A 22,710-nucleotide genomic window follows, 5' to 3' on the forward strand; every position below is an offset into this window, starting at 1 on the left:
TGAACTGTTACTGTACTGTTTTGATCTCTACTTCGTTATTGCTGTAAATGGGTGTTGTAGAACCTGTAGGGATGATATATGCCCTCACATAATAGGTAGTTCCGGCTGCAAGTCCGCTTATGTTGGAGGTAAATCCTTGTGCCGCTGTTAATGCACCAAGTATAGTCTTGGGATCTGTTATTTCCGGGGTCGGCTCAGCTGACCAGCAATGTCCATGTTCCTGGATAGCACCACCCACTGCAGCCAACTGGTTTTCTGAAACTGACCCTAAAGCTGTAGCTGTGGTTTTGCTGATATTATTTACCTGTGCAGAAAAAACCGGAGTAGTAATATCTCCTACATTGAAAGTGTATTGTTTACCATATTTCACTTCGCTGTCAGTTTTTGCATAAGCCCGGTAAGCATACGTCTCTTGTTTCTCTAATCCATAAATTTTCCTTTCGAATTCACCAACTTCTGCGGAAGCACCCTGACCTGCCAGAATATTTTTAACATTAGGAGTTTCTAAGGTTAAATTCAAGCCGGGAGCAGAAATACTATAACAAAAGCCATAATTAGTAACCTTCAAATTACCAACATCTAGGATAGCACCTTTCAGGGTAGCTGCATCTGAGAATTCCGGCCGATCCACCCCTTCATTGGTTACTACAATCAACACATGGTCGTATTCCATCTCTTCGCAGGCGGTAACAATGCATATTAGGAAGCATAAAATCAGGGTATATATTTTTTTCATAATCAATAAATAACATTGGATCAGGTATCACTCGAATCAAAATTTATACTGGAAACCTATGCTTGTGCTTTGAAATACAGGATCGTAGTGGAATTGAAAACCAGTCTGAGTTCGCTTACTCCGGATTTTGCGCTGAATCTGCTGGTTGCGGGTGCCCCTGATGGCAACTAAGGCAATATCTGTAAGCCAGATAGCAGCCGCCGCACGGGTGAGGTAGATATAATTACGCCGCTGGTTATTGGCTGCTGTATAGTTATTTTGTACATCTGTTAAGGTTTCTGAAGCTTTGTATTGCTTGTATTTTTTATTAGCTCCTATTTTAAATGCGATGCCTGTTCCCATCATTCCCACGGCTACTGCACCTATGGCCCAATATCCCTTGCCTTCCCGCACTTTGTAATCGCCTAAACCAGGCAATAAAAGAGATAACAAGGCTTTGTCGGCTCCACCTAATTTCAACAATCTGTCTTCCCGGAATTTTACATCTATATTGGCAACAAGCTTGAACGTTACATTTTTGCCATCAAAGGAAGGATATTCCTCCAGGCAGTCCCAGGTAGCGATTTTACCTTTTCCCGGCCGGATGCCTTCCCCCAAATCACCATCTATGTATTTTAATGGTCCCTTCAACGTGATACCTCCATCCTGGGAGAAATATAGGTCTACTGTATATTTATCGTACTTACCCTGGCGGGCGGTCATATCATAGGTGATATCTATGGTCCGGTCGAAAGGATCTAGGGATGCCTGAATATTAGTGATCTGCTGCGCCTGCATCCATGCTGGCATCAATAAAAGAGCAAATAGCAGCAGAGATAAAACATGTTTCATACAGGTAATAAACAGAAGTGATAGCTATGAGTAGGTTCACTAACTTGTAGTAACACTCTAAAGGCTTGATATTATAATAAGTAAGTAGGATAAATATACTAAAAATGCAGGTATGATTTTTTGGCGCTGGCTAACAAATGTATTTTAATTTAGTTCTCCTTACAATACCCAGAATCAGGTATTTTTATAACATTATTATCAGTAGCCAGTGTTATCCTATTTTGTCTCTGGCTGTTTGAGTTCACTCACATAATTATCTGATTGTTTCACATCATACCCTTAATAAATTACATATAAACTAATTATTTTACTATTTTATAAGTAACTTGGCTTTTATACGCCACCTTACTTTCAAAGAATATAATAGTGATGAAACAGGCTTGTAAATTTCACTTTTTCCTGTTTTTAATTCTATCTGCTTGTACACCAGAGCCGGATGCAGCTAAACTGGATGCTTTCTCCAAAAACCAGCTACATGCCTGGAACCAGAAACTGACAGAGGTAATTGTAAAGGATATTTTTACACCACCGGTTGCCAGCCGGATTTATGTGTATCCAAATATTGCCGCCTATGAAGCGCTGCTGCCCAGTTATCCTGCGTATCAAACTCTCACCAGGCAGTTGAACGGATTACAGGGACTACCTACTCCTCCAGCTGGAAAAGAACATTACTTGCCGGCAGCCAGCATTATTGCGTTTTCTACCGTTGCCCAGAAATTAGTGTTTGCCCAGGGAGATATTGAAACATATGAAGCAGAATATATTAAACAAATTAAAGAAACAGATATAGATGAAGAAGTGCTTGAAAACTCTATTGCTTATGGGCGAATGTTAGGAAATCGTTTACTAAACTGGATTCAAAAAGACGGCTATAAGGAACGAACGGCTTTGTCAAGATATATTCTGATGAACGAACCGGGAAAATGGCAACCCACAGCACCAGGATATATGCCGGCTATAGAACCTCACTGGAACAAAATCAGGCCTTTAGTGATGGATTCCTGCGCCCAGTTTAAGCCCTTGCCACCAACCAGTTTTGATACTACCCAACATTCCAATTTCTTCAAAGAAAGCATGGAAGTATACCAGACCGTAAAGAATCTGAATAAAGAACATAAAGAGATTGCCAGCTTCTGGGATTGCAATCCGAATATCTCTTATACCAGAGGCCATGTCATGCTATTCCACCAGAAAATATCACCTGGCGGTCACTGGATGGCCATTGCATCTACGGTTGCCAGAAACAAAAACCTGGACCTGATGCAAACCAGTGAAACATTTACAAGAGTAGCTATCTCGCTTTTTGATGGGTTTATCAGTTGCTGGGATGAAAAATACCGGAGTAATGTCATTCGTCCGGAAACGTATATTGAACAATACATTGATGCTTCCTGGGACCCTGTTTTGCAGACACCTCCTTTTCCCGAATATCCCAGCGGCCACAGTGTAATTTCCGGAGCGGCCGCTACCACACTTACACATTTGTTTGGGGAGAATGTAGCTTTTACCGATTCTTCAGAAGTGCCTTACGGGCTGCCAGTACGCAAGTTTAACTCATTTTACCATGCTTCGGAGGAGGCCGCCATCAGCCGGTTATATGGGGGTATTCACTTCCGGCCTGCTATTGAAAATGGCTCTAAACAAGGCCGCATGGTTGGTCAGTTTGTAGTAACTAAACTGCACACCAGAAAGAATGCTGCCAAACCTCCCAAGGAAATCGCTCAGACAGAAGAATAGCTTATCCATCTGAAAGTAAAAAATGGGAACAGGTTAACTCATTTTCAACCTGGGATCAAAAAAGACCGGCTCTGTTTTCAGGATTTTTATCTTTGAATGATCTTGGTGCAAAGGATTGAGCAATACATTGTATTCATTTACCGATTGTGCGGAAGGAACCCTTAAACAAGCATATTCTAACCCTTTGATCCAGGTTAATGCTATTTCTGCCAGTGCTTCCGGATAATTAATATCCTGCCAGTTCTGGGGTAATAGAGTCACATCAATAGTTTGAACAGGTATTTTATCGGGAATTTTCAGCGTCAGTAAGTGCATATTCGGAGGAATAATTCTGTAATTGGCCAGTATTTCTAACTTTGCCAGCGACACAGATTCAGAAGTATAGATGATACGTGTTCCCTGCTTATGCCATCTTCCGCTGCCAAACAGTCCTCCTGTTCCCGATAAATCCTGTATATAAGCGGCTTTGCCTATTCTGTAAACAATCACTATTCAATTCTGTTTAGGAATAATGGCCATATTCAATCCGGGTGAGAATATCTTTGATTTTTGCCCTTCCTATCGACGACCACAATAATTCAATCGGTTTCTGATTTCCCAAGGGAGGTAAAGACGTATGAAGCCACTGTTTAAATAATTCTACCGACTCATACACATCCATGCCATGGGCTATTACTTCTGCAATCCCAATAAGCCTATCGGTTTCTTCCCGTGTCAGGGTTTGTTTGCTTGCTTTATACCTCCGCAGCAAGGTACTCTCCGAAATACCCATCATTTCAGATATTTCTTTGTGTGTAAAACCCATCAATTGTTGCATGGCCCGCAAAGAAGCAATAGGCTGGCCGGAAGAAACTACATGATATAAGCTAACGTCGGTTGCCTGGCTGGCTTTTATCTGCTTTCCCTGGCCTACTACATGTAAAACCTGTGCTGTTGTAATCATAAAATACTTGCATTTGACAATATGTATACCTTCAATTGAAGGCAATTTAAATCATTAACAGGTAAGCTGCAAGTAAAGTTTTGTTATTAGTGTTTTCTGCATACATATTCTACGGATTTACTTTTCACTAAAGATAACTGCCATTCCTAAAAACCGTACAAATAGAAAACTTCTGCCCCTATCAACTGAAATTACTGAATATTAATGGAAATATTTTTCACAGTGCTTGCCTATGCCGGTCTGGCAGTAGTGGTATTTCAAACATGGCCTTATATCAGATTTTTCCAAAAAGACCTTTCTACAGATAGTCAATTGCATCAGGGCTTTCCTTTGGTTTCTATTATTATTCCTGCCCGTAATGAGGAGAAAAACTTACCAGGTTTACTCCATTCATTATTGAAGCTAACCTATCCTAACTATGAAATTATTGTGGTAGACGACCAATCCGAAGATAATACCTATCAGGTAGCTTCGCAATATTCTGTTACTGTAGTGAAAGCACCTGCTAAACCCGAAGGGTGGATCGGAAAAAACTGGGCTTGCCATATAGGTTCACAGGTTGCCAGGGGTTCTTTGTTGCTTTTTACAGATGCCGATACCATTCACATGCCTGAAAGTTTAACAAAGGCCGTTCAATACCTGCAGGAAAATCAATGTGCAATGGTTTCTGCGCCTTCCTTTCACTTAAATACGCACTGGTGGGAAAAACTAATGGGTCCGTTTCACTTTCTGGTAACTGTTGCCGCCAGCCCTTATGATACTCCTACACATAAGCAGCCTTATGCCATCGGACAGTATCTGCTTTTTGACACTGCTTTCTATCATCAGCACAAGGGTCATGCAGCAGTGAAGAGCAGCCTGACAGAAGATGTAGAGCTGGCCAGAAATACTTTACTATACGAAGGGAAATATGCAGTATATACACAGGCTGTCTTATATCAGGTTCAAATGTATGCTAGTTTTAAGGCTTTTATGCAAGGGTGGAGCCGGTTACTGCGGCTTGGCGTACAAAGTATGGATATTTCTACGCTGGTGATTTCTCTACTCAGTATTATGGCGCTTCTTTCCTGCCGGACAAACGATGTTGGACTTATCCGGTTGATTCCGACAATAGGTGCATTATTATGTGTATGGATCGTACAGAAACGGAGTGGGAATTACAGTTTGCTGGGACTGGTTTTATTTCCAGTATCTACCTTATTATTTATGATAATAGGCTTATATGCCTTAGGTTTATACATATTCAATATGCCAGTACGATGGCGGGGAAGAGCATATACTAGACCAGTACAGGCATAATTTTTGCTGATACAGGTTGCATTAAACCGGCAAATTGTCTACTTTTGCGGATATGAAAGCAGTGTTCACAAAAATTATAACTTATTTCCTGCTTGGAGTGGTTTTCCTCTCCAGTACAGGATTTGGTTTAATTGAACATACCTGCCTCATCCGCAATAAAAAATCTGCTTCGCTTTTTGAAAAAGAAGGCTGCTGTGCCCGCAAAACTACTTCTGCAACAACGGAAGAAACTACAATAAGCAGCAATACCTGCTGCGAATCAGAAACGCATGTGGCTACTTTCGATATAGCGCCTGTCGTAGAAAAGGTAGCTGGATTTTTCTCTCATATTTTCTTTTATGTAATTGATACCCTGGTCAGTCTTTTCCATGCAATGGTTTTGAGTGGACAGGCTGTCTATCAGTCAGCAGATTCTTCTCCGCCTTTAACCGGACGCCAGTTACTCATCCGTTATCATTCCCTTCAGATATAATCTGATACGTCTTATGCAGCCGCACCGGTACCCTATGGTATAGGTATGGCTTTTTTATTTGCCTCCCGGCAATAACCACAGACGTTATCAATTATATCAACCGTTTATGAAAAATATATGTATTGCCTGTACGGCTTTATTTTTCGCCTTATTCATATATTCCGCCTCTGCCCAAACCATTCAGGGAATTGTACTGGATGGCACTTCAACTCATACATCTGTACCCTTACCCGGAGCGAATGTATACTGGGCAGGCACTACCCAAGGCACGATTACTGATCTGCAGGGCAAATTTTCCCTGGAAAAACCTGTCGGTCATTCAAGTTTAGTTATAAGTTTTGTGGGGTTTCAATCTGACACCGTTGAGGTTAATACTCAATTGAACCTGCAAATCCGCCTCCAAGCGGTGGCTACCTTAAATGAAGTGGAAGTAAAATCTGGTTCCACCTTTATCTCTCGTACAGAATCAGCTAAAATAGAAACCATTACGACCAAAGAACTGCTGAAAGCGGCCTGCTGTAACCTTTCTGAGAGTTTTGAAACCAATGCTTCCGTAGATGTGTCGTACAGCGATGCTGTTACCGGCGCTAAACAAGTGCAGATGCTGGGGCTGGATGGCACCTATGTACAGATAAATTCTGAAAATATCCCGTCTATCCGGGGACTTTCTACCACATATGGCCTAAGTTATGTACCTGGCACCTGGATTTCTTCGATTGATGTAGGCAAAGGAGCCGGTTCAGTGGTGAATGGCTATGAGTCGATTGCAGGCCAGATCAATGTAGAATTACAAAAGCCGGAATCCAGCGAACAACTCTATCTCAATACGTACCTGAACGACATGGGCCGGGCAGAAATAAATCTGAATCTAGCGCATAAGCTGAACAAAAAATGGAGTACCGGCCTGCTGATGCATACCAGCCGCATGGGAGATGAAATAGCAAGCAAAATGGACCGCAATAACGATGGCTTCCTGGATTTACCCATGTCTACCCAGTATAATGTGGTGAACCGCTGGAAATACAATGGTACTAGGTTTCAAAGTCAGTTTGGCGTAAAAGCCCTTTATGATTCCCGCAAAGGCGGACAAATGAATTATTATAATCCAAAGCATACAGAAATGGATAGTGTATTTATACCCAACGATTCTGGTCACATCGAACATGGCGTGGATTCGGGCAGGTATGAAATGCGGAAGAAACTATATTATGGCACAGGCACTGAAACCAAACGATTTGAAGCTTTTGCCAAAACCGCTTTACTTTTCCCCAATACACCATATAAAGGCTTAGGTTTGATTGTATCGGCCTCCAGCCACGACCAGAATTCATTTTTTGGTAATAATACTTATGGTGGCCGCCAGCAGACATTTTATAGCAATCTAATTTACCAGTCGATCATTAATAATACCAATCACCAGATCAAGCTGGGAGCAAGCTATTTGCTGGATAATTATAATGAGCAATACCGGGATTCTACCTTTTCCCGGACCGAATCGGTGCCTGGCGTATTTGGGGAATATACCTATACCATTCCTGAGAAGTTCTCAGCAGTAGTGGGTTTGCGTTCGGATTTTCATAATATGTATGGCACCATTTTAACACCCCGGCTGCACCTGAAATATGACCTTACTCCCAATACTGCATTTAGAGCTTCTGCCGGAAAAGGATTCAGGGTGGCCAATCCGATTGCTGAAAATACTTCTGTGCTGATCAGTTCCAGGCAACTGGTGGTAAAAGGAAATTTACTTCCCGAAAAAGCCTGGAATTATGGTGTAAACCTGACGCATGAATTCTCTCTGCTGGGTAAAAATGGATTGGTTGGCCTGGATCTGTACCGCACCGATTTTGTAAACCAGATTATTACAGATATGGATACTGATCCTAACCAGATAGCTTTTTATAACCTGGAAGGAAAATCGTTTGCCAACAGTGCCCAGGTAGAATTGCAATATCAGCCGCTGAAAGCACTGGATGTAAAGATGGCTTATAAGTATTACGATGTAAAAAATACTATTAACGGAGAACTCATGAGACGGCAGTTTGTAAGCCGCGACCGCTTCTTTTTCAATGTAGGCTATGCGACAAAGTTCGAGAAATGGAAGTTCGACTTTACTTCTCAATGGTATGGCAGCAAACGTATTCCGGATACTTCTACCAATCCGGAAGCTTTTCAGCGGGAATCGAAATCGCCAGCTTACTGGTTATTTAATGCACAGGTTACCAAAGCTTTCAAAAAATGGGATTTATATGTGGGTGGTGAAAACCTGGGTAATTTCCGTCAAGCTAATCCAATCGTAGCTGCCGATCAGCCGTTTGGCCCAAATTTCGATGCATCTCTGATCTGGGGGCCTGTATATGGCCGGATGATTTATGCAGGGATGCGTTTTAAAATCAAATAATTTCAATATTTATAAACATAAGCAAATAATATAATCTCAATTATCATGAAAAAAGCAGCAGTAATTATCGCCTTATTTATCAGCAGTATCAGCTTAGGTTTCGCTCAGGACAGCAAAATGGAAGAAGTAAAAATTAAAACTTCCTCTGTATGCAAAATGTGTAAAAATACCCTTGAGAAATCCTTGTCTTTTGAAAAAGGGATAAAGAATTCAAATCTGGATGTGCCTTCTCAAGTGATTACGGTAAGCTATAATCCTAAAAAAACAGATATAAATAAAATCAAAAAAGCGATCAATGAAACCGGCTATGATGCCGATGAATTACCAGCTGACCAGAAAGCCTATAATAAGCTCGAAGATTGCTGCAAAAAAGATAAGCCGGTACATGTAGATTAAGATATTTCTTGGCCGACCTTCATAGACTACAAAAAACATAGCGAGAAAGGTATAAATTCTCGCTATGTTTTTTTACTATTCCTCCGAAAAATTCACACCTATACTGGTAGCAATACCGATTCTCAAGCCATAGCCTACATATTTTCCATCCCGGAAAGCAGCGGCAGCCTCCAGCCGGAATATGCGTAAGATACCATCAATGGAATACCCAACTTCCGTATAGTTTCTGGAAGTAGGCGTTGCCAGGTAATTCACAAATACATTTTCCCGGATACCAGTCAGGCGGACGATGGGGATAGTAGTTACCAGGAATTTGCGGAACTGGTAATGTACATTGGCTACAAAATATTTGTCAGCGGTGCTATACCGGTAATAATCCAGCACGCGGAAACTGCCTACCGGGTCAGAAGTAGAAAAGGGTGTTCGGTTGCCTAAAAAATGCTTGTAATCCATAAAGAATAGCTTATCCTTGTTCAGGAACATGCCTCCTTTTAAAGCCACGTCTACTTTCCCTCGTACACCTATATCAAAGCCATGTTTCATCCCCAGTTCCAGCTGATCAAAACGGACATCGCTGCCTAAAATACCATCAAAACCCCGGCGATAATCCAACGAAAACGTGGGAGACGAACTGGAGATTTCCCGTTTCTCGCCATTTATAATGCGGTACTTCAACCAGGGACGGGCTGAAATACCTATGCTTCCGATAAATGCTTCATGTTCCGGGAAACCAGTATCTAATAACTCTTCATTTTCAGGACGGTTCGGCGTATAGCCTTCTATTTTTCGCCTATCAATTATTTTAAAATTTGAGCTATTGGCCAGTTCCCGGCGTCGCATCCAGGTAAGATTGGAATTCAGGCTGATTTTGTTGCCAATTTTGGTACGGTAGAGCAGGTTTACAAAATCCCGCTCATAGAGTTTCATCAGGTTTTGTTCTAAAAACAAGGTAGTAAATGTATTCACCAACGGCCAGATGGATTCATCCTGGTTATACTGGCGAATGTAGCGACCACCCTGCAATTCGAGCCGGTAGTTTTTATTCTGAAGCCTCATCGTAAGCAGCCCCGAAAGTTTTTCTCTGGAAAAGGCATAGCGGAATGCCGGCGTAATTGAAAAACGGGTTTTATTGGTATCCGGCAAAATAGTCCCAAACGTGAGCTTATAGATCAGATTCAAGCCTTCTACGGTATTAAAACCACCCACTGGCGTATGAATGCGGAAATTAGAGCGCTTAGAAAGTTTGTAGTTATCTCCCATAATAATATCCCAGGGCTGAAAACCTTTGTGTTTGGAAGCTTTTACTGTATCACCTTCGGCTTTCTTCCGGTCTTCCACGGCCAGGCTATCAGAAATCTGATAACCTTTTACTTCCTCTTTCAACAAAGGCACAGGTCGGATAGAATCCCAGTAAGCGGTATTCTTTTTATAAGCCAGGCTGTCAATTTTGTAGGTAGTATTGGCTACAACTTCCGGTTCTTTCTGGGCTTTGATTTCCTGCTTTTCATACTCCTTGAGCATCTTTTTCAACTCTTTCCGCCCGATCTCTTTTCCGGATGCCATGCGTTCCTGTAATGGCTGATCTTTCTGGCCAAATTTTTTCTCTGCTTCTTTGGCCTCCTCTTTTTCCAGCTTATCATCAATCACCTCCATCGCTTCCACGTACACTTCCGGATTCATTGTGATTTTGTAATTGCTGATGGTAGCCAGGTAATTGTATTCAAACTCAAAGCCTAAGTATTTTCCATTTACCTTAAAACGGTGGGATACCGGCAGCCAGGCTTTATCTTCGATGGGTGCATACTGCATTTTAATGCCAATATCTATGCCCAGTTTGGTAGTTTGCACATCGAGGCTGTGAATACTCCACCAGTTTTCTACAATATAGATCATACCCGATACCACATTATCTCCTCTGGAACGGGGTGTCACTTTGATGCGGCTCACCTGGAAACTACGATCCTGGAAAGTGCCCTGGTATTCAAAGCGGTAATAGGCAAAGGCTTTGGGAGAAAGGGGTGAAACCGTTTCGGCTACTTCCGGATGATAAAAACTACCAAAAATAAAAGGATTCGGTGAGGTATTATTGTCTTTGCCATCGCTGCGGATAGAGATTACCTTTTCGCCAAACGTATTCGGACGGGTATAGGTAATTTCGCTTACAGATTCTGAAATATACACCCGGTCTTTGGTGATACCTTCTTTTTCGAGGGTTTTCTTAGCCAGCCAGGGATAATCTTTGAGTTGGCCTGAACCTTTGATATACACCGTTGCCGCATATGAATCTATAGACTGGGTATGATATTTAGCCTTAGCAATGGCTTTACGCATAATGGTATAAGCCGGGTCTTCTTTACCAGCCCTCACTTCAATATCCTTCAGTTGTACCACCTGGGTTTTCAACACGATATTTACTTCTACAAAGTCATTCCCAACGGTTACCTGCCGGCTTTCTGTTTCATAGCCCAGAAACTGGTATGAAACTTCATAGGTTCCGGCTGGAAGTGCTATTTCATAAAAACCATCAGCATTGGCAGCCGTACCGGTTCCCGCCTGTTTTACAAAAATAGTGGCAAATGCCAGAATGGTTCCGTCGTCTCCTTTGACAGTACCACGGATGCCTCCGGCGAAAGCCTGACTATTCAATAAAAAGAGGAGAAGTGAGAAAAAAATGATGCGTTTCTGTTTCATAAGGCGGCTGGCAAATTACCTGCATTACGCATGGATTCCAAGATATCAAACAAGATACACATTTTTGTTTGATGCCCTATATTCCGGAAGCAGTGTAACAGGCGTTTATTAGAACAGATGCCTGAATATAGTATATGGTTGCAAGAGATAAGAATTTATCCCTCCCGCCTTCGAAATCAAAAATACCAGATGTTTTTAACTGTATATTCTACTTATCAGAGTTTCCTTTGCGGAAATAAAATAAATAATAATTGAACACAATAAGGTACAATTCAATGCGCAACTTTTAGAGTTTAATTCAATATCTTTAATTTGCAATCCATTTTGTTATCGATTCGAATGCTTGACAAGTTGCTTGACCATTTCTCGGGAGAATTATATTACCAGGATAATGCGCACCACCGTGCCCTCAAAAATGTATATGCTACAGATGCTTCTGTTTACCAGGAACAACCCCTGGCCGTTGCTATTCCCAAAACAGTTGATGATCTGCGCAACTTAATCAGCTTTGCCTATGAACAGGAAATTACCCTCATTCCTAGGGCTGCCGGTACTTCACTGGCTGGGCAAGTAGTCGGCAGTGGTATTGTAACAGATATTTCCAAACATTTTACTAAAGTACTGGAAGTAAACCAGCAGGAACAGTGGGTACGGGTACAACCAGGCGTTATCCGGGATGATTTAAATGCTCATCTGAAAGAATATGGCTTAATGTTCGGGCCTGAAACTTCTACCTCCAGCCGGGCGATGATTGGAGGAATGATCGGCAATAACTCCTGTGGCCTGCATTCTATTATCTGGGGCGCTACCAGGGATAATCTGCTGGAAGTGAAAGGTTTTTTAGCTGATGGCAGTGAAGCAATATTCGGAGCGCTGACAAAAGAGGAGTTTTATAACAAATGCCGCCTACCGACTGCTGAAGGTAAAATTTACCAGGCTATTGAGAAGTTGCTAAGTGAGCCTGAAAATCAGGAGGCCATCCAGAAAGGGTTTCCCAAGAAGAATATCACCCGCCGCAATACCGGATATGCCCTGGATTATGTGCTCGACATGCTGGCATTTGAGGGAACCAAGCCCTTTAATATGTGCAAACTGATTGCGGGTTCAGAAGGTACCTTGTTTTTTGTAACTGAAGCCAAACTCAAATTGCTGCCTTTGCCACCCAAAGAACCTGGTATGGTAGCCATTCATACTAATAGCATTCACGAAGCATTGCTAGCCAATCTGATCGCCCTCCGCCATCAGTGTTCAAGTTCTGAGTTAGTCGACGATTTTATTCTGGAATTCACTAAAACCAATATCGAACAATCCAAAAACCGCTTTTTTATTGAAGGAGAACCCAAAGCCATATTAATGGTGGAGTTTTTTGATGATACTGTTACTGGTTTACTGGAAAAAGCCAATACATTAATTGAAGACCTGAAAAAAGCGGGCTTAGGTTATGCCTATCCGGTGTTGCTGGGCGACGATTCAAAAAAAGCCTGGGAACTGCGGAAAGCCGGACTTGGACTGCTGCGCAATTTACCTGGTGATACCCAATGTGTAAACCTGATTGAAGATTGTGCCGTAGATACCGCCGACCTTCCCTCCTATATCGCTGAACTGGAAACCTTACTAAAAAACCATGGGGTCAGGTACTCTATGTATGCACATGCCGGTGCTGGTGAATTGCATGTGGAACCGATGATCAACCTGAAAACCAAGGCTGGCAAAGGTCTTTTCCGTACCATTCTCCAGGAAACCAGTGCCTTAGTAAAGAAATACAATGGTTCGTTAAGTGGTGAGCACGGTGACGGTCGTCTTCGGGGTGAATTTATTCCCTTTATGATGGGTGATAAAAATTATGCGCTCTTTAAGCAGATAAAAAACATATTCGACCCAAAAGGAATTTTTAACCGGGGAAAGATAGTCGACACCCCACCCATGAACGAATTTCTGCGTTACCAGCCCGACCAGGCGCAGCCTCATATAGCTACTACCCTCGATTTTTCGGCCCAGGAGGGCATCTTGCATCTGGCCGAAAAATGCAGCGGTTCCGGAGATTGCCGCAAAACCCACATCACCGGTGGAACGATGTGCCCCAGCTATATGGCCACCCGCAGCGAACGGGATACTACCAGAGCAAGGGCTAATATGCTCCGTCATTTTTATACCGGAACGCTTGCTTCAGAGGGAGAAAAAGTAAGTATGGAACAGGTAAAAGATGTACTTGATCTGTGTCTTTCCTGCAAAGGCTGTAAATCAGAATGCCCTTCGAGTGTAGATGTGGGAAAGATGAAAGCTGAATTTACCCAGCAGTATTATGATACACATGGTATCCCGTTACGCTCACGGCTCATCAGTGATTTTACCAAACAAATGAAACTGGCTTCGCTGGCTCCCTGGGGATATAATCTGATTTTTGGAACAGCTTCTCTGAGGCAATTGGCAAATAATATGGTGGGATTCCATCCGAAGCGGACCATGCCAAAATTATATACTACTACTTTACGAGAATGGTGGAAAAAGCAAAAGGCCAATAAGAGTAACCAGACTTCCAACGGCATAGTTTATTTGTTCTGTGATGAATTCACTAATTATAATGATGTGGAAATCGGCCAGAAACTGATCTTATTACTGCAAAGACTCGGCTATCAGGTAGAAATTCCGCAGCATCTGGAAAGTGCCCGGACTTATCTGTCTAAAGGCCTGGTGAAAAAGGCAAAGGAAATTGCCATACAAAATGTAGAAGTGCTTTCAAAAATAGTAACCAGCAATGCTCCTATTATCGGCATTGAGCCCTCTGCTATTCTCACTCTGCGGGATGAATACCTTGATCTGGTACCCAATGAGCTTAAAAAGGCTGCAGTTCATCTGGCAAGTTGTACCTGGTTATTTGACGAATGGTTTGCCAATGAGATTGATAAAGGAAATATCCGGAAAGAAGCCTTTACTACAGAAAAAAAGCTAATTAAACTGCATGGTCATTGCCACCAGAAAGCCCTTTCTTCACTTACATTCACTAAAAAAGCATTGTCGTTGCCAGCAAACTACGAATTACATCTGATTCCATCTGGGTGTTGTGGCATGGCTGGCTCATTTGGGTATGAAAAGGAACACTACGATGTTTCCATGCAGATTGGAGAACTGGTATTATTTCCAACCGTCCGTAAGCAGCCAGAAGATGTAATTATTGCTGCTCCTGGCACCAGTTGCCGCCACCAGATTAAGGATGGCACTGGCCGTATCGCCTTGCATCCGGCAGAAATCCTATATAATGCCTTATTGTAGCAAAACCGCTTCTAGCCCTTCCTGAACATGAAAACCATTTGCCAGTTCTTGCTCTTACTACTCTTCCTGCTATCCTGTACGCTTTCACTTAACGCACAAACCCTGCCGCAGTCAACATTTACCAGTTTACCCTCTCATCCCAGGATTTTACTTCTGGCAGGTGAAGAAAAGAGCATTCAGGCAAGTATAGAAGCAGACCAGAGCTGGAAAAAAGTGCATCAGGCTATTCTGGATGAATGCGAAAAGATCATAGCAACAGAACCGGTACAGAGAATCCAGATCGGCAGGCGCTTGCTGGATAAGTCCAGGGAATGTTTGAGAAGGGTATTTTATTTGTCATATGCCTACAGGTTGAATAAACAAGCGAAATACCTGAAGCGGGCAGAAAAAGAATTACTGGCGGTATCGGCATTCAGCGACTGGAATCCCTCCCACTTTCTGGATGTAGCCGAAATGACCATGGCCGTAGCAATTGGTTACGACTGGATGTATGATGCCTTGCCGGAAGAATCGAGAAACAAAATCAAAGAAGCCATCCTCAAAAAGGGCATTGAACCTTCCCTGGATACCCAATACAATAGCTGGCTAAAGGCTACCCATAACTGGAATCAGGTGTGTAATGCCGGTATCACCTACGGCGCTTTAGCTATTTTTGAAGACCAACCGCAGCTGGCGCAGCAAATCATTACCCGGAGTATTGAGAGCATAGTATTGCCCTTAAAAGACTATGAACCCGATGGTGCTTATCCGGAGGGATATAGTTACTGGGGCTATGGCACGAGTTTCCAGGTGCTATTTAACAGCGCTATCGAAAAACTTTTCGGGAATATTGCTAGTGTGGGCAACCAGCCGGGCTTTATGAAAACGGCTGCTTACCTGCTGCACATGACAGGCCCGACCGGAAGCAGTTTTAATTACTCAGATGCTGGTACTGAAACTGGCCTGCAGCCGGCTATGTTCTGGTTTGCCCAGAAATTAAAACAACCTTCCTTGTTGTGGGCAGAAAAAGAGCAATTAGTAAATAGCCGGGAGAATATCCGCACCAATAACCGACTGCTTCCAGCCATGATACTATGGGGTCATGATGTCCGCTTAAATAAAATTTCAGCACCAACAAATAAACTGTGGGTAGGACAAGGCAAAAACCCGGTTGCCCTTATGCGTACCTCCTGGACTGATCCCAATGCCATTTATGTAGGGTTCAAAGCTGGTTCTCCTTCCGTAAATCACGGGCATATGGATGTAGGTTCGTTTGTAATGGATGCCGTTGGCGAAAGATGGGCCATGGATTTTGGGTTACAAAATTATGAATCACTAGAATCGAAAGGTATTAGCATCTGGGGCAGAGAGCAGGGAGCACAACGATGGGAAGTATTCCGGTATAATAATTTTTCACATAATACATTAACAGTAAACTATTCTCTGCAACTGGTGGATGGTTACGCCACCATTACAACTTCCTCCGATAAATCATCTGCACTCTATGCCATAACAGACCTGACGAGCCTGTATAATAACCAGCTTAACAGCGCCAAAAGAGGTATTTCCATTATTGATCAGCAATATATAGTGGTGCGGGATGAAATTGAAACAGCTGATTCCTCCTGCTTCGTCCGATGGACTATGCTCACTTCGGCAAATGCCAGAATAAGCGGAAAAGATGCAATAGAACTCAGTAAAAATGGGAAAAAGCTGCTTTTGAAAGTGCAAAGTCCGGCCAAGGTTATCTTAAAAACCTGGCCTACCGATCCGCCAAAACCCTATGATGCCCCTAATCCTGGTACTATGCTGGTGGGTTTTGAAGTAGAAATTCCAAAAAACTCCAGAGAAGCGTTTACAGTATTGCTTATTCCGCAAAATAATACCAAAAAAATATCGAGAGAAACTTTGCCTTTAGAAAACTGGCGTAAAGCAGTAGTTAAATAATAAGTAGCAAACTGACCAATACTACTAGAAGAGCCATACTTTTCGCAAGGCTACAAATTTGCAGAAATCACATAAAATAATTTATTCTATTTTCCTGAATAATTGATAAAACCTGTCTTTTCGCTCCAATATTATCAACAGCTGTTTCCGCAGGAATTTTATACGCTTGGTTAAGATAGAGTTGAACGTTGCTTAAAAGCTTATTTCCTTTATAAAAAGTCGTGGGTATATTGAATCCATGATACCGAATTTGCTCAGAAAACTGACCAGATTATTGAAATGAATGATGGAGAAATTATCCGGAAATAAAGCAAAACTGCTATTATGAGAACCGTTTATCCATTGCTGCATTTTGCCATTAAGAACAAAAAACAGATAGCAATTTTATCCTTAGCTACGGTAGCACTTATCATCCGGTTGATCTTGTTTCCTGAATTCGGATGGCAGTTTCAACTGCTGATTTTTATTACTTCTGTTATTTCAATTACCATCATCTGGCATGCTCTTGAATATATTGATACTGTATTAAATCACCGCATACCCTATGAACAAGGGGTTTTCCGCAGGATCATCATCCAGGTAGCTATCGGCCTGGTGTTTTTGTACCTCTATATGTCTATGATCTTTTTGTTGTCAACCTATGTACTTCAACTAAGAATAGATAAAATTCCCAGGCTACTTGGGTATGTGATTGCAACACTGATTATTTTAACTATAAATGGCGGCTCAATTGGCGCTTATTTTTTTAAAGAATGGAAAAAAGCCATCTTGAAATCAGAGAGGCTGCAACGGGAAAGAACAATGGTACAATTTGAAAACCTAAAAAATCAGCTTAATCCCCATTTTCTGTTCAACAGCCTTACCTCCCTGAATAGCCTTATCTTCGAAAACCAGCAACTGGCATCGCAATTTTTACAACAGCTTTCTAAAGTATACCGCTATGTATTGCTGCATAAAGAAAAAGAACTGGTAAACCTGGAGACTGAAATCAGGTTCATTGAAAACTATGTCTTCCTGCTCGAAACCCGTTTCTACGGCAGTCTGCACGTACAAATTGATATTCCAGCCGAAAGCAGGCCTAAACAAATCGTACCAGTTACTTTACAGATACTGATCGAAAATGCCATTAAACACAATATCGTAAATGAGGCGTATCCGCTTACGATTCGCATCTATACCCATGCCGGTTACCTGTGTGTGGAGAATAATCTGCAAAAGAAAAGTATTATTGAAAACTCGAATAAAATGGGCCTGGAAAATATGAAAGCCCTGTATAGTTTTTTATCTGATCAGCCCATGCAAATCAGCGAAGATAGCAATACATTCACCGTGAAAATTCCTTTACTTTAGATGTTGGCAGGTTTGGGTATATGAATGCTTGTAGGATGAATAAATAGTCAAATGTTAAATCTTGTAATTTTATATTCCTTCTATGAAAACAGTTATTATAGAAGATGAACCCTTAGCCGCCAGAGACCTGAAGAAGCTAATTCAGCAGGCAGATCCACAACTGGAAATAGAAGCTGTTTTGCCAGGTTTACAGGCCGCCAGAAACTGGTTTGCCACTCATACTGAACCGGATTTGCTTTTTATGGATATTCAGCTTTCGGATGGAGTCAGTTTTGAATTATTCAACATGGTACGGCTGGAATGTCCGGTGATATTTACAACAGCCTATAATGAATATGCCATCCGGGCTTTTAAGGTAAACAGCATAGATTACCTGCTCAAACCTATTGACGAGAACGAATTAGTAACAGCTTTAGAAAAATTTAAAAAGCTCAGGCAGCAGAATAATTTACCAGAACTTAAACAGCAACTCCAGTCTTTACTGCAAGACCTGCCACTCGCCTCTCCGGCAAAAAAATACAAAGAGCGCCTGATGGCACATTACCGGAATACGCTGGTACCTGTACAAACAGACCAGATTTCCTGTCTGATGAAAGAAGAACTTATTTACCTTCTTACTTTTGATAACCAGCGGATGATCTCTGAGTTCGAAACCTTAGAGGAAGCTGAGCATGTATTGAACCCATCATCCTTTTTCCGGGCAAACCGGCAGTATATTATTCATATGAATTCAATTGAAAACATCCGGCATGGATTTAATGGAAAAATCATTGTAAAGCTCAAAAATCCGATTTCAATGGAGATCGATATAAGCCGCGAGAAAGCAGCTTCATTTAAAGACTGGATAAATTGAACTTTTCAGGGACAAAAAGCTGTAATTTTTGTTATTGTAAATAGTAAGTGTCAAATTGCTACTTTTATTTTATAAACTCCTTAATTACAACTTATTAATATAATGATTCAAACAGATATTTGCATTATTGGCGCAGGCCCGGTTGGTTTATTTGCAGTTTTTGAAGCCGGATTGCTTAAAATGCGTTGCCATGTAATAGATGCACTGCCAAAAGTGGGCGGTCAGCTCACAGAAATTTATCCCAAAAAACCCATCTACGACATTCCTGGATATCCAATGGTGCTGGCAGAAGACCTGATTAAAAACCTGATGGATCAGATCGAGCCTTTTAAACCTACTTTTACCTTAGGCGAAAGGGTAGAAAAATTTTATAAAGAAGATGACGGTGTTTTCCATCTCCGTACTTCAGCAGGCACTGATATTATTTGTAGAGTTGTCGTAATTGCCGGCGGATTAGGTTGTTTTGAGCCCCGTAAGCCTGAAATTCCGCAACTGGAAGAGTATGAAGGAAAAGGTGTGAACTACATGATCCTGAATCCGGAAACATATAGAAATAAAAAAGTAGTTCTGGCTGGCGGCGGCGACTCCGCCCTCGACTGGACAATCTTCTTAGCAGATATTGCCTCTGAGCTTACCCTGGTTCACCGCAATGAATCTTTTAGAGGTGCACCAGATTCTGTGGAGAAAGTAATGGAACTCGCCAAAGAAAATAAAATCCGCTTATTGCTCAAGTCGAATATTAATGCGATTAGTGGTAATGGCAAACTTACCGGTGTATCCATAAGCGATCATAATAAATCCATCCAAACTATTGAAACAGATTATCTTATACCCCTATTTGGCCTAAGTCCGAAGCTAGGACCCTTAGAAAACTGGGGATTGAATTTAGATAAAAGTGCGATTGCGGTAGATACGTTCGATTATTCGACTACTATTCCTGGCGTATATGCGATTGGCGATATTAATACCTACCCAGGCAAGCTTAAACTGATCCTATGCGGCTTCCATGAAGCAGCTTTAATGGCGCAGAGTGCCTATAAAATTGTATTCCCTAATCAGAAGTTTTCTTTAAAATATACCACTGTCAATGGAATTCAAAGCTTCTAACCTGTAACGTCAGGCAGGAAAACGTAAATTTTTCAAATAAAAAACAGATGGCAGTTGATAATATACCTATCAGCTGCCATTTTTGCATTCATATTTGTATGAGCATAATTAATTTCAGTTTTTAAAGCATATTCATTTTATATGGACATTATAAACATTTTTGTAGAAGATAAATCCGGTAACAGACAACATATTGAAATTCCCACTGATATTAATCTGAATTTGATGGAGGTATTAAAGGCGAGTGAATATCCCGTATTAGGTACTTGTGGTGGAATGGCTTTGTGTGCAACATGCCATGTAGAAGTGCTTGAAGGTGATAATCTGAATCCTCCACAAGACCAGGAACTGGATATGCTGGATACTTTACCTGCTATTACATCCGGAAGCCGCCTGGCATGTCAGATTCCTGTACGTGAAAATATAAATGGGATCGTAGTTAAAGTACTGACAGAATAGATATACTTTTCTCTACATTCTTTTTAATAGTAAGTAGTTTTTATGTCAATCAAGGAAATTTTACATTTTATAAAATTTCATTTTTCAAAGATTTTTTTATTTTTTTCGACCTATCAAAGCTTTCTTTCGATGATATAATTATTATCAAAGATTAATAAAGATTTATTCTACTCCCTCTTCTTAATTATTAAGAACCCTACAATAATATTAAAATTCAAATCAAATATTACATTACTATTTAGCTTATTATGCAGCGTAATTTGTTAAATATTGATTAACGCTGACGCTTGTATGAAGCAGGCGATTTTTTTATCTTTCTATAACTGGCTGAATTTTTCTGAGCAAAATTAAACCTTTGATGATTTAAATTTTTCAATGCAAATCGCTTATATTTAAACCGCTTTGAAAGATTTTTTTAAGCATATTTTACAACCAGCCCCATGTTTTTACCGGTTTTTTATTTTATGTTTTAATTATACGAGTATATACGTATTAAAAACTTTTACCCTGAGTTACAATCGGAAGGTAAAAATGTATTAATACAATAATAAACGTACATATACCAATCAGCAACTGTTCATTAAATTTAAAGCAAAAAATTACTTCAGTTTTATATGAGAAAAGAGTACGAGCAGGAGGGTCAGGAAAATACGCAGCAAGAAAAAAGATGTTTGGTTATTATGCCTGTTGCCGATAGTACTCCTTATGAAAGCGGACATTTTAAGCGGGTATATGAATATATTATTAAGCCTGCTTGTGCAAAGGCTGGTTTAATGGCTTATAAGCTTGAAGATGTGCAACGTACTAATCATATTGTAATTAACAAGTTGCGGGAAGTTACATCAGCTGAGATCGCTATTTGTGACTTAAGCTCTAAAAATTCCGAAGTACTATATAAGCTGGGCATCAGGCAGGGACTTGATCTACCAACATTATTAATAAAAGACACACTGACCGCAAAAATATTTGATATCCGTGGTTTGCTCGATGTAGAATATGACGAAACCTTGAGAGTAGACCGGGTAAACAAAACTATAGAAGAAATTGCTGAAACCCTTTTGTCGATGTATGAGTCTAAAGGTATACGGACTAATTCTATTATATCTTTATTAGGGATACAAAAGGCTGAAATTAAAAATAAAGTGGATTTATCTTCTGAAGCTAATATTCTTCTGGAAGCAATTAGTGGAGTAAAAGACCAGATATTAAAAGGAAATCATCCTCCACAAACATCAGATGCAGAACCAGCAGCAGAACCCAAACAAAAGGAACTGAACTGGGTAGATAGTGAGGGTAATAAATTCCAGGTGGGTGATGTAGTTACCCATCCTAAATTTGGGTTAGGAATACTGGTTGATATTATTCCGGATGGTTTGCTTCGGGTTAAGTTTAATACCATCGGATTAAAAGTATTACGTGGTGAGGTTGAAAAATTAGTGTTGTTGTAAAACAGGGTTCTTAATCCAGATATTTTATGATGATTCTGAGTACTTACTCATATAAAGCAGTTATTTAACAATAACAGGCTGTTTTAACAAGGCTTTTTTTAAACAGGTTATACATTAAATAAAATGAACATGATTTAAATCTACTAAACTTATGCGCCATGAAAGACCTGAATGAATTCAAAAGCTTTAATACTGCATTAGTTAACTACTTTATGGCAGAGCAAAAAATGCTCTACCATAGCCAGGTTAGCCAGTTAGCCAATGCTAAAATGATCAAATCAGCTAAACAATTGCATACAACCATATCCCAGATCAAGGAAATTCCAGATCATTTGAAGGAAGCTTTGCAAACAGCGATTGACAAACGGGATATAAAGAATATTATGGCCGTATCTGTACAAGTGCAGGAAATTGTTAACCTATTAAGTTCTAAATATTTTCCCCGGTCCAAGTAAACATAGTTTTCACAATTGCCCAACTAATACGTGTTATAGGCACTAAACCTGCAGACTTTCAAAAGCCTGCAGGTTTATTTTTTGTAGCCCCCTCTGATATATAACCTTTTTTAAGCCAACAAAACAGTATTTGGAAACAGATTACTTAAAGCATGATGGTCTTCTATTTTCCTGAATTACTGTCTTTTATTACATACTGTAAAAACCTATATCGGTTACTTTTTTTATCCGCTTTTATTGGTGCTACTTTACTATGAAAAGTACAGCAATCGGATGCGTATTTTTTATAATTACATGATTGCTAGTCTCTAAAACACAAATTATTCTTTTGCCTTC

The 22,710-nt window shown here is 40.8% G+C and carries 18 protein-coding genes; 13 read left to right on the forward strand and 5 right to left on the reverse strand.

What is annotated here, in order from left to right; translation table 11 throughout:
* Positions 1-7: 7 nt before the first annotated feature.
* On the reverse strand, positions 8-736 hold the full coding sequence (locus GXP67_RS03715; protein WP_162441911.1) for a hypothetical protein: 729 nt from the start codon (positions 734-736) through the stop codon (positions 8-10).
* A 36-nt stretch (positions 737-772) separates the two neighbouring features.
* Complete coding sequence (locus GXP67_RS03720) at positions 773-1,567, reverse strand: hypothetical protein (protein WP_162441912.1); 795 nt, start codon at positions 1,565-1,567, stop codon at positions 773-775.
* A 369-nt stretch (positions 1,568-1,936) separates the two neighbouring features.
* On the opposite strand from GXP67_RS03720, the gene GXP67_RS03725 reads away from it, so the two are divergent.
* Positions 1,937-3,304, forward strand: a complete 1,368-nt coding sequence (locus tag GXP67_RS03725) for a vanadium-dependent haloperoxidase (protein WP_162441913.1) — start codon at positions 1,937-1,939, stop codon at positions 3,302-3,304.
* 33 nt (positions 3,305-3,337) lie between these two features.
* On the opposite strand, the gene GXP67_RS03730 is transcribed toward GXP67_RS03725, so the two are convergent.
* On the reverse strand, positions 3,338-3,793 hold the full coding sequence (locus GXP67_RS03730) for an RES family NAD+ phosphorylase (RefSeq protein WP_162441914.1): 456 nt from the start codon (positions 3,791-3,793) through the stop codon (positions 3,338-3,340).
* 13 nt (positions 3,794-3,806) lie between these two features.
* Positions 3,807-4,247: an Xre family toxin-antitoxin system antitoxin gene (parS, locus tag GXP67_RS03735; RefSeq protein WP_162441915.1), complete on the reverse strand. Its 441-nt coding sequence runs from the start codon at positions 4,245-4,247 to the stop codon at positions 3,807-3,809.
* Between the two features lie 204 nt (positions 4,248-4,451).
* Between parS and GXP67_RS03740 the strand changes: the two genes are divergently transcribed.
* The 4 genes from GXP67_RS03740 (at position 4,452) to GXP67_RS03755 (ending at position 8,815) form a co-directional block, all read left to right on the forward strand.
* Positions 4,452-5,546, forward strand: a complete 1,095-nt coding sequence (locus GXP67_RS03740) for a glycosyltransferase family 2 protein (RefSeq protein WP_162441916.1) — start codon at positions 4,452-4,454, stop codon at positions 5,544-5,546.
* Positions 5,547-5,598: 52 nt separating this feature from the next.
* Positions 5,599-6,018 carry an HYC_CC_PP family protein gene (locus GXP67_RS03745; protein WP_162441917.1) on the forward strand — a complete coding sequence of 140 codons (420 nt, stop codon included), beginning with the start codon at positions 5,599-5,601 and terminating at the stop codon, positions 6,016-6,018.
* Between the two features lie 106 nt (positions 6,019-6,124).
* Positions 6,125-8,419: a TonB-dependent receptor gene (locus tag GXP67_RS03750; RefSeq protein WP_162441918.1), complete on the forward strand. Its 2,295-nt coding sequence runs from the start codon at positions 6,125-6,127 to the stop codon at positions 8,417-8,419.
* A gap of 45 nt (positions 8,420-8,464) precedes the next feature.
* Positions 8,465-8,815 carry a heavy-metal-associated domain-containing protein gene (locus GXP67_RS03755; protein WP_162441919.1) on the forward strand — a complete coding sequence of 117 codons (351 nt, stop codon included), beginning with the start codon at positions 8,465-8,467 and terminating at the stop codon, positions 8,813-8,815.
* Positions 8,816-8,890: 75 nt separating this feature from the next.
* Here the strand turns inward: GXP67_RS03755 and GXP67_RS03760 are convergent, their stop codons facing one another.
* Positions 8,891-11,506, reverse strand: coding sequence for a DUF5686 and carboxypeptidase regulatory-like domain-containing protein (locus tag GXP67_RS03760; protein ID WP_162441920.1), 2,616 nt, complete (start codon positions 11,504-11,506; stop codon positions 8,891-8,893).
* A 339-nt stretch (positions 11,507-11,845) separates the two neighbouring features.
* Here GXP67_RS03760 and GXP67_RS03765 point away from each other — a divergent pair, with 339 nt between their 5' ends.
* The 8 genes from GXP67_RS03765 to GXP67_RS03800 all read left to right on the forward strand — a co-directional run bounded on the left by GXP67_RS03765 (position 11,846) and on the right by GXP67_RS03800 (position 22,374).
* Complete coding sequence (locus GXP67_RS03765) at positions 11,846-14,776, forward strand: FAD-binding and (Fe-S)-binding domain-containing protein (protein ID WP_162441921.1); 2,931 nt, start codon at positions 11,846-11,848, stop codon at positions 14,774-14,776.
* 27 nt (positions 14,777-14,803) lie between these two features.
* Positions 14,804-16,702, forward strand: a complete 1,899-nt coding sequence (locus GXP67_RS03770; RefSeq protein WP_162441922.1) for a DUF4962 domain-containing protein — start codon at positions 14,804-14,806, stop codon at positions 16,700-16,702.
* A gap of 324 nt (positions 16,703-17,026) precedes the next feature.
* Positions 17,027-18,052 (forward strand): sensor histidine kinase, encoded by a 1,026-nt coding sequence (locus tag GXP67_RS03775; protein ID WP_162441923.1) that lies wholly within the window; start codon positions 17,027-17,029, stop codon positions 18,050-18,052.
* An 82-nt stretch (positions 18,053-18,134) separates the two neighbouring features.
* Positions 18,135-18,905: a LytR/AlgR family response regulator transcription factor gene (locus GXP67_RS03780; protein ID WP_162441924.1), complete on the forward strand. Its 771-nt coding sequence runs from the start codon at positions 18,135-18,137 to the stop codon at positions 18,903-18,905.
* Between the two features lie 102 nt (positions 18,906-19,007).
* Positions 19,008-20,012, forward strand: a complete 1,005-nt coding sequence (locus GXP67_RS03785; RefSeq protein WP_162441925.1) for an NAD(P)/FAD-dependent oxidoreductase — start codon at positions 19,008-19,010, stop codon at positions 20,010-20,012.
* A 147-nt stretch (positions 20,013-20,159) separates the two neighbouring features.
* Entirely contained in the window at positions 20,160-20,471 is a 312-nt protein-coding gene (locus GXP67_RS03790; RefSeq protein ID WP_197901724.1) for a 2Fe-2S iron-sulfur cluster-binding protein, read from the forward strand.
* A 614-nt stretch (positions 20,472-21,085) separates the two neighbouring features.
* Positions 21,086-21,919, forward strand: a complete 834-nt coding sequence (locus GXP67_RS03795) for a hypothetical protein (RefSeq protein ID WP_162441927.1) — start codon at positions 21,086-21,088, stop codon at positions 21,917-21,919.
* A gap of 158 nt (positions 21,920-22,077) precedes the next feature.
* Entirely contained in the window at positions 22,078-22,374 is a 297-nt protein-coding gene (locus GXP67_RS03800) for a hypothetical protein (RefSeq protein WP_162441928.1), read from the forward strand.
* Positions 22,375-22,710 lie beyond the last annotated feature (336 nt).

It is taken from the genome of Rhodocytophaga rosea (assembly GCF_010119975.1).
In the GTDB taxonomy this organism is placed as follows: Bacteria; Bacteroidota; Bacteroidia; order Cytophagales; family 172606-1; genus Rhodocytophaga; species Rhodocytophaga rosea.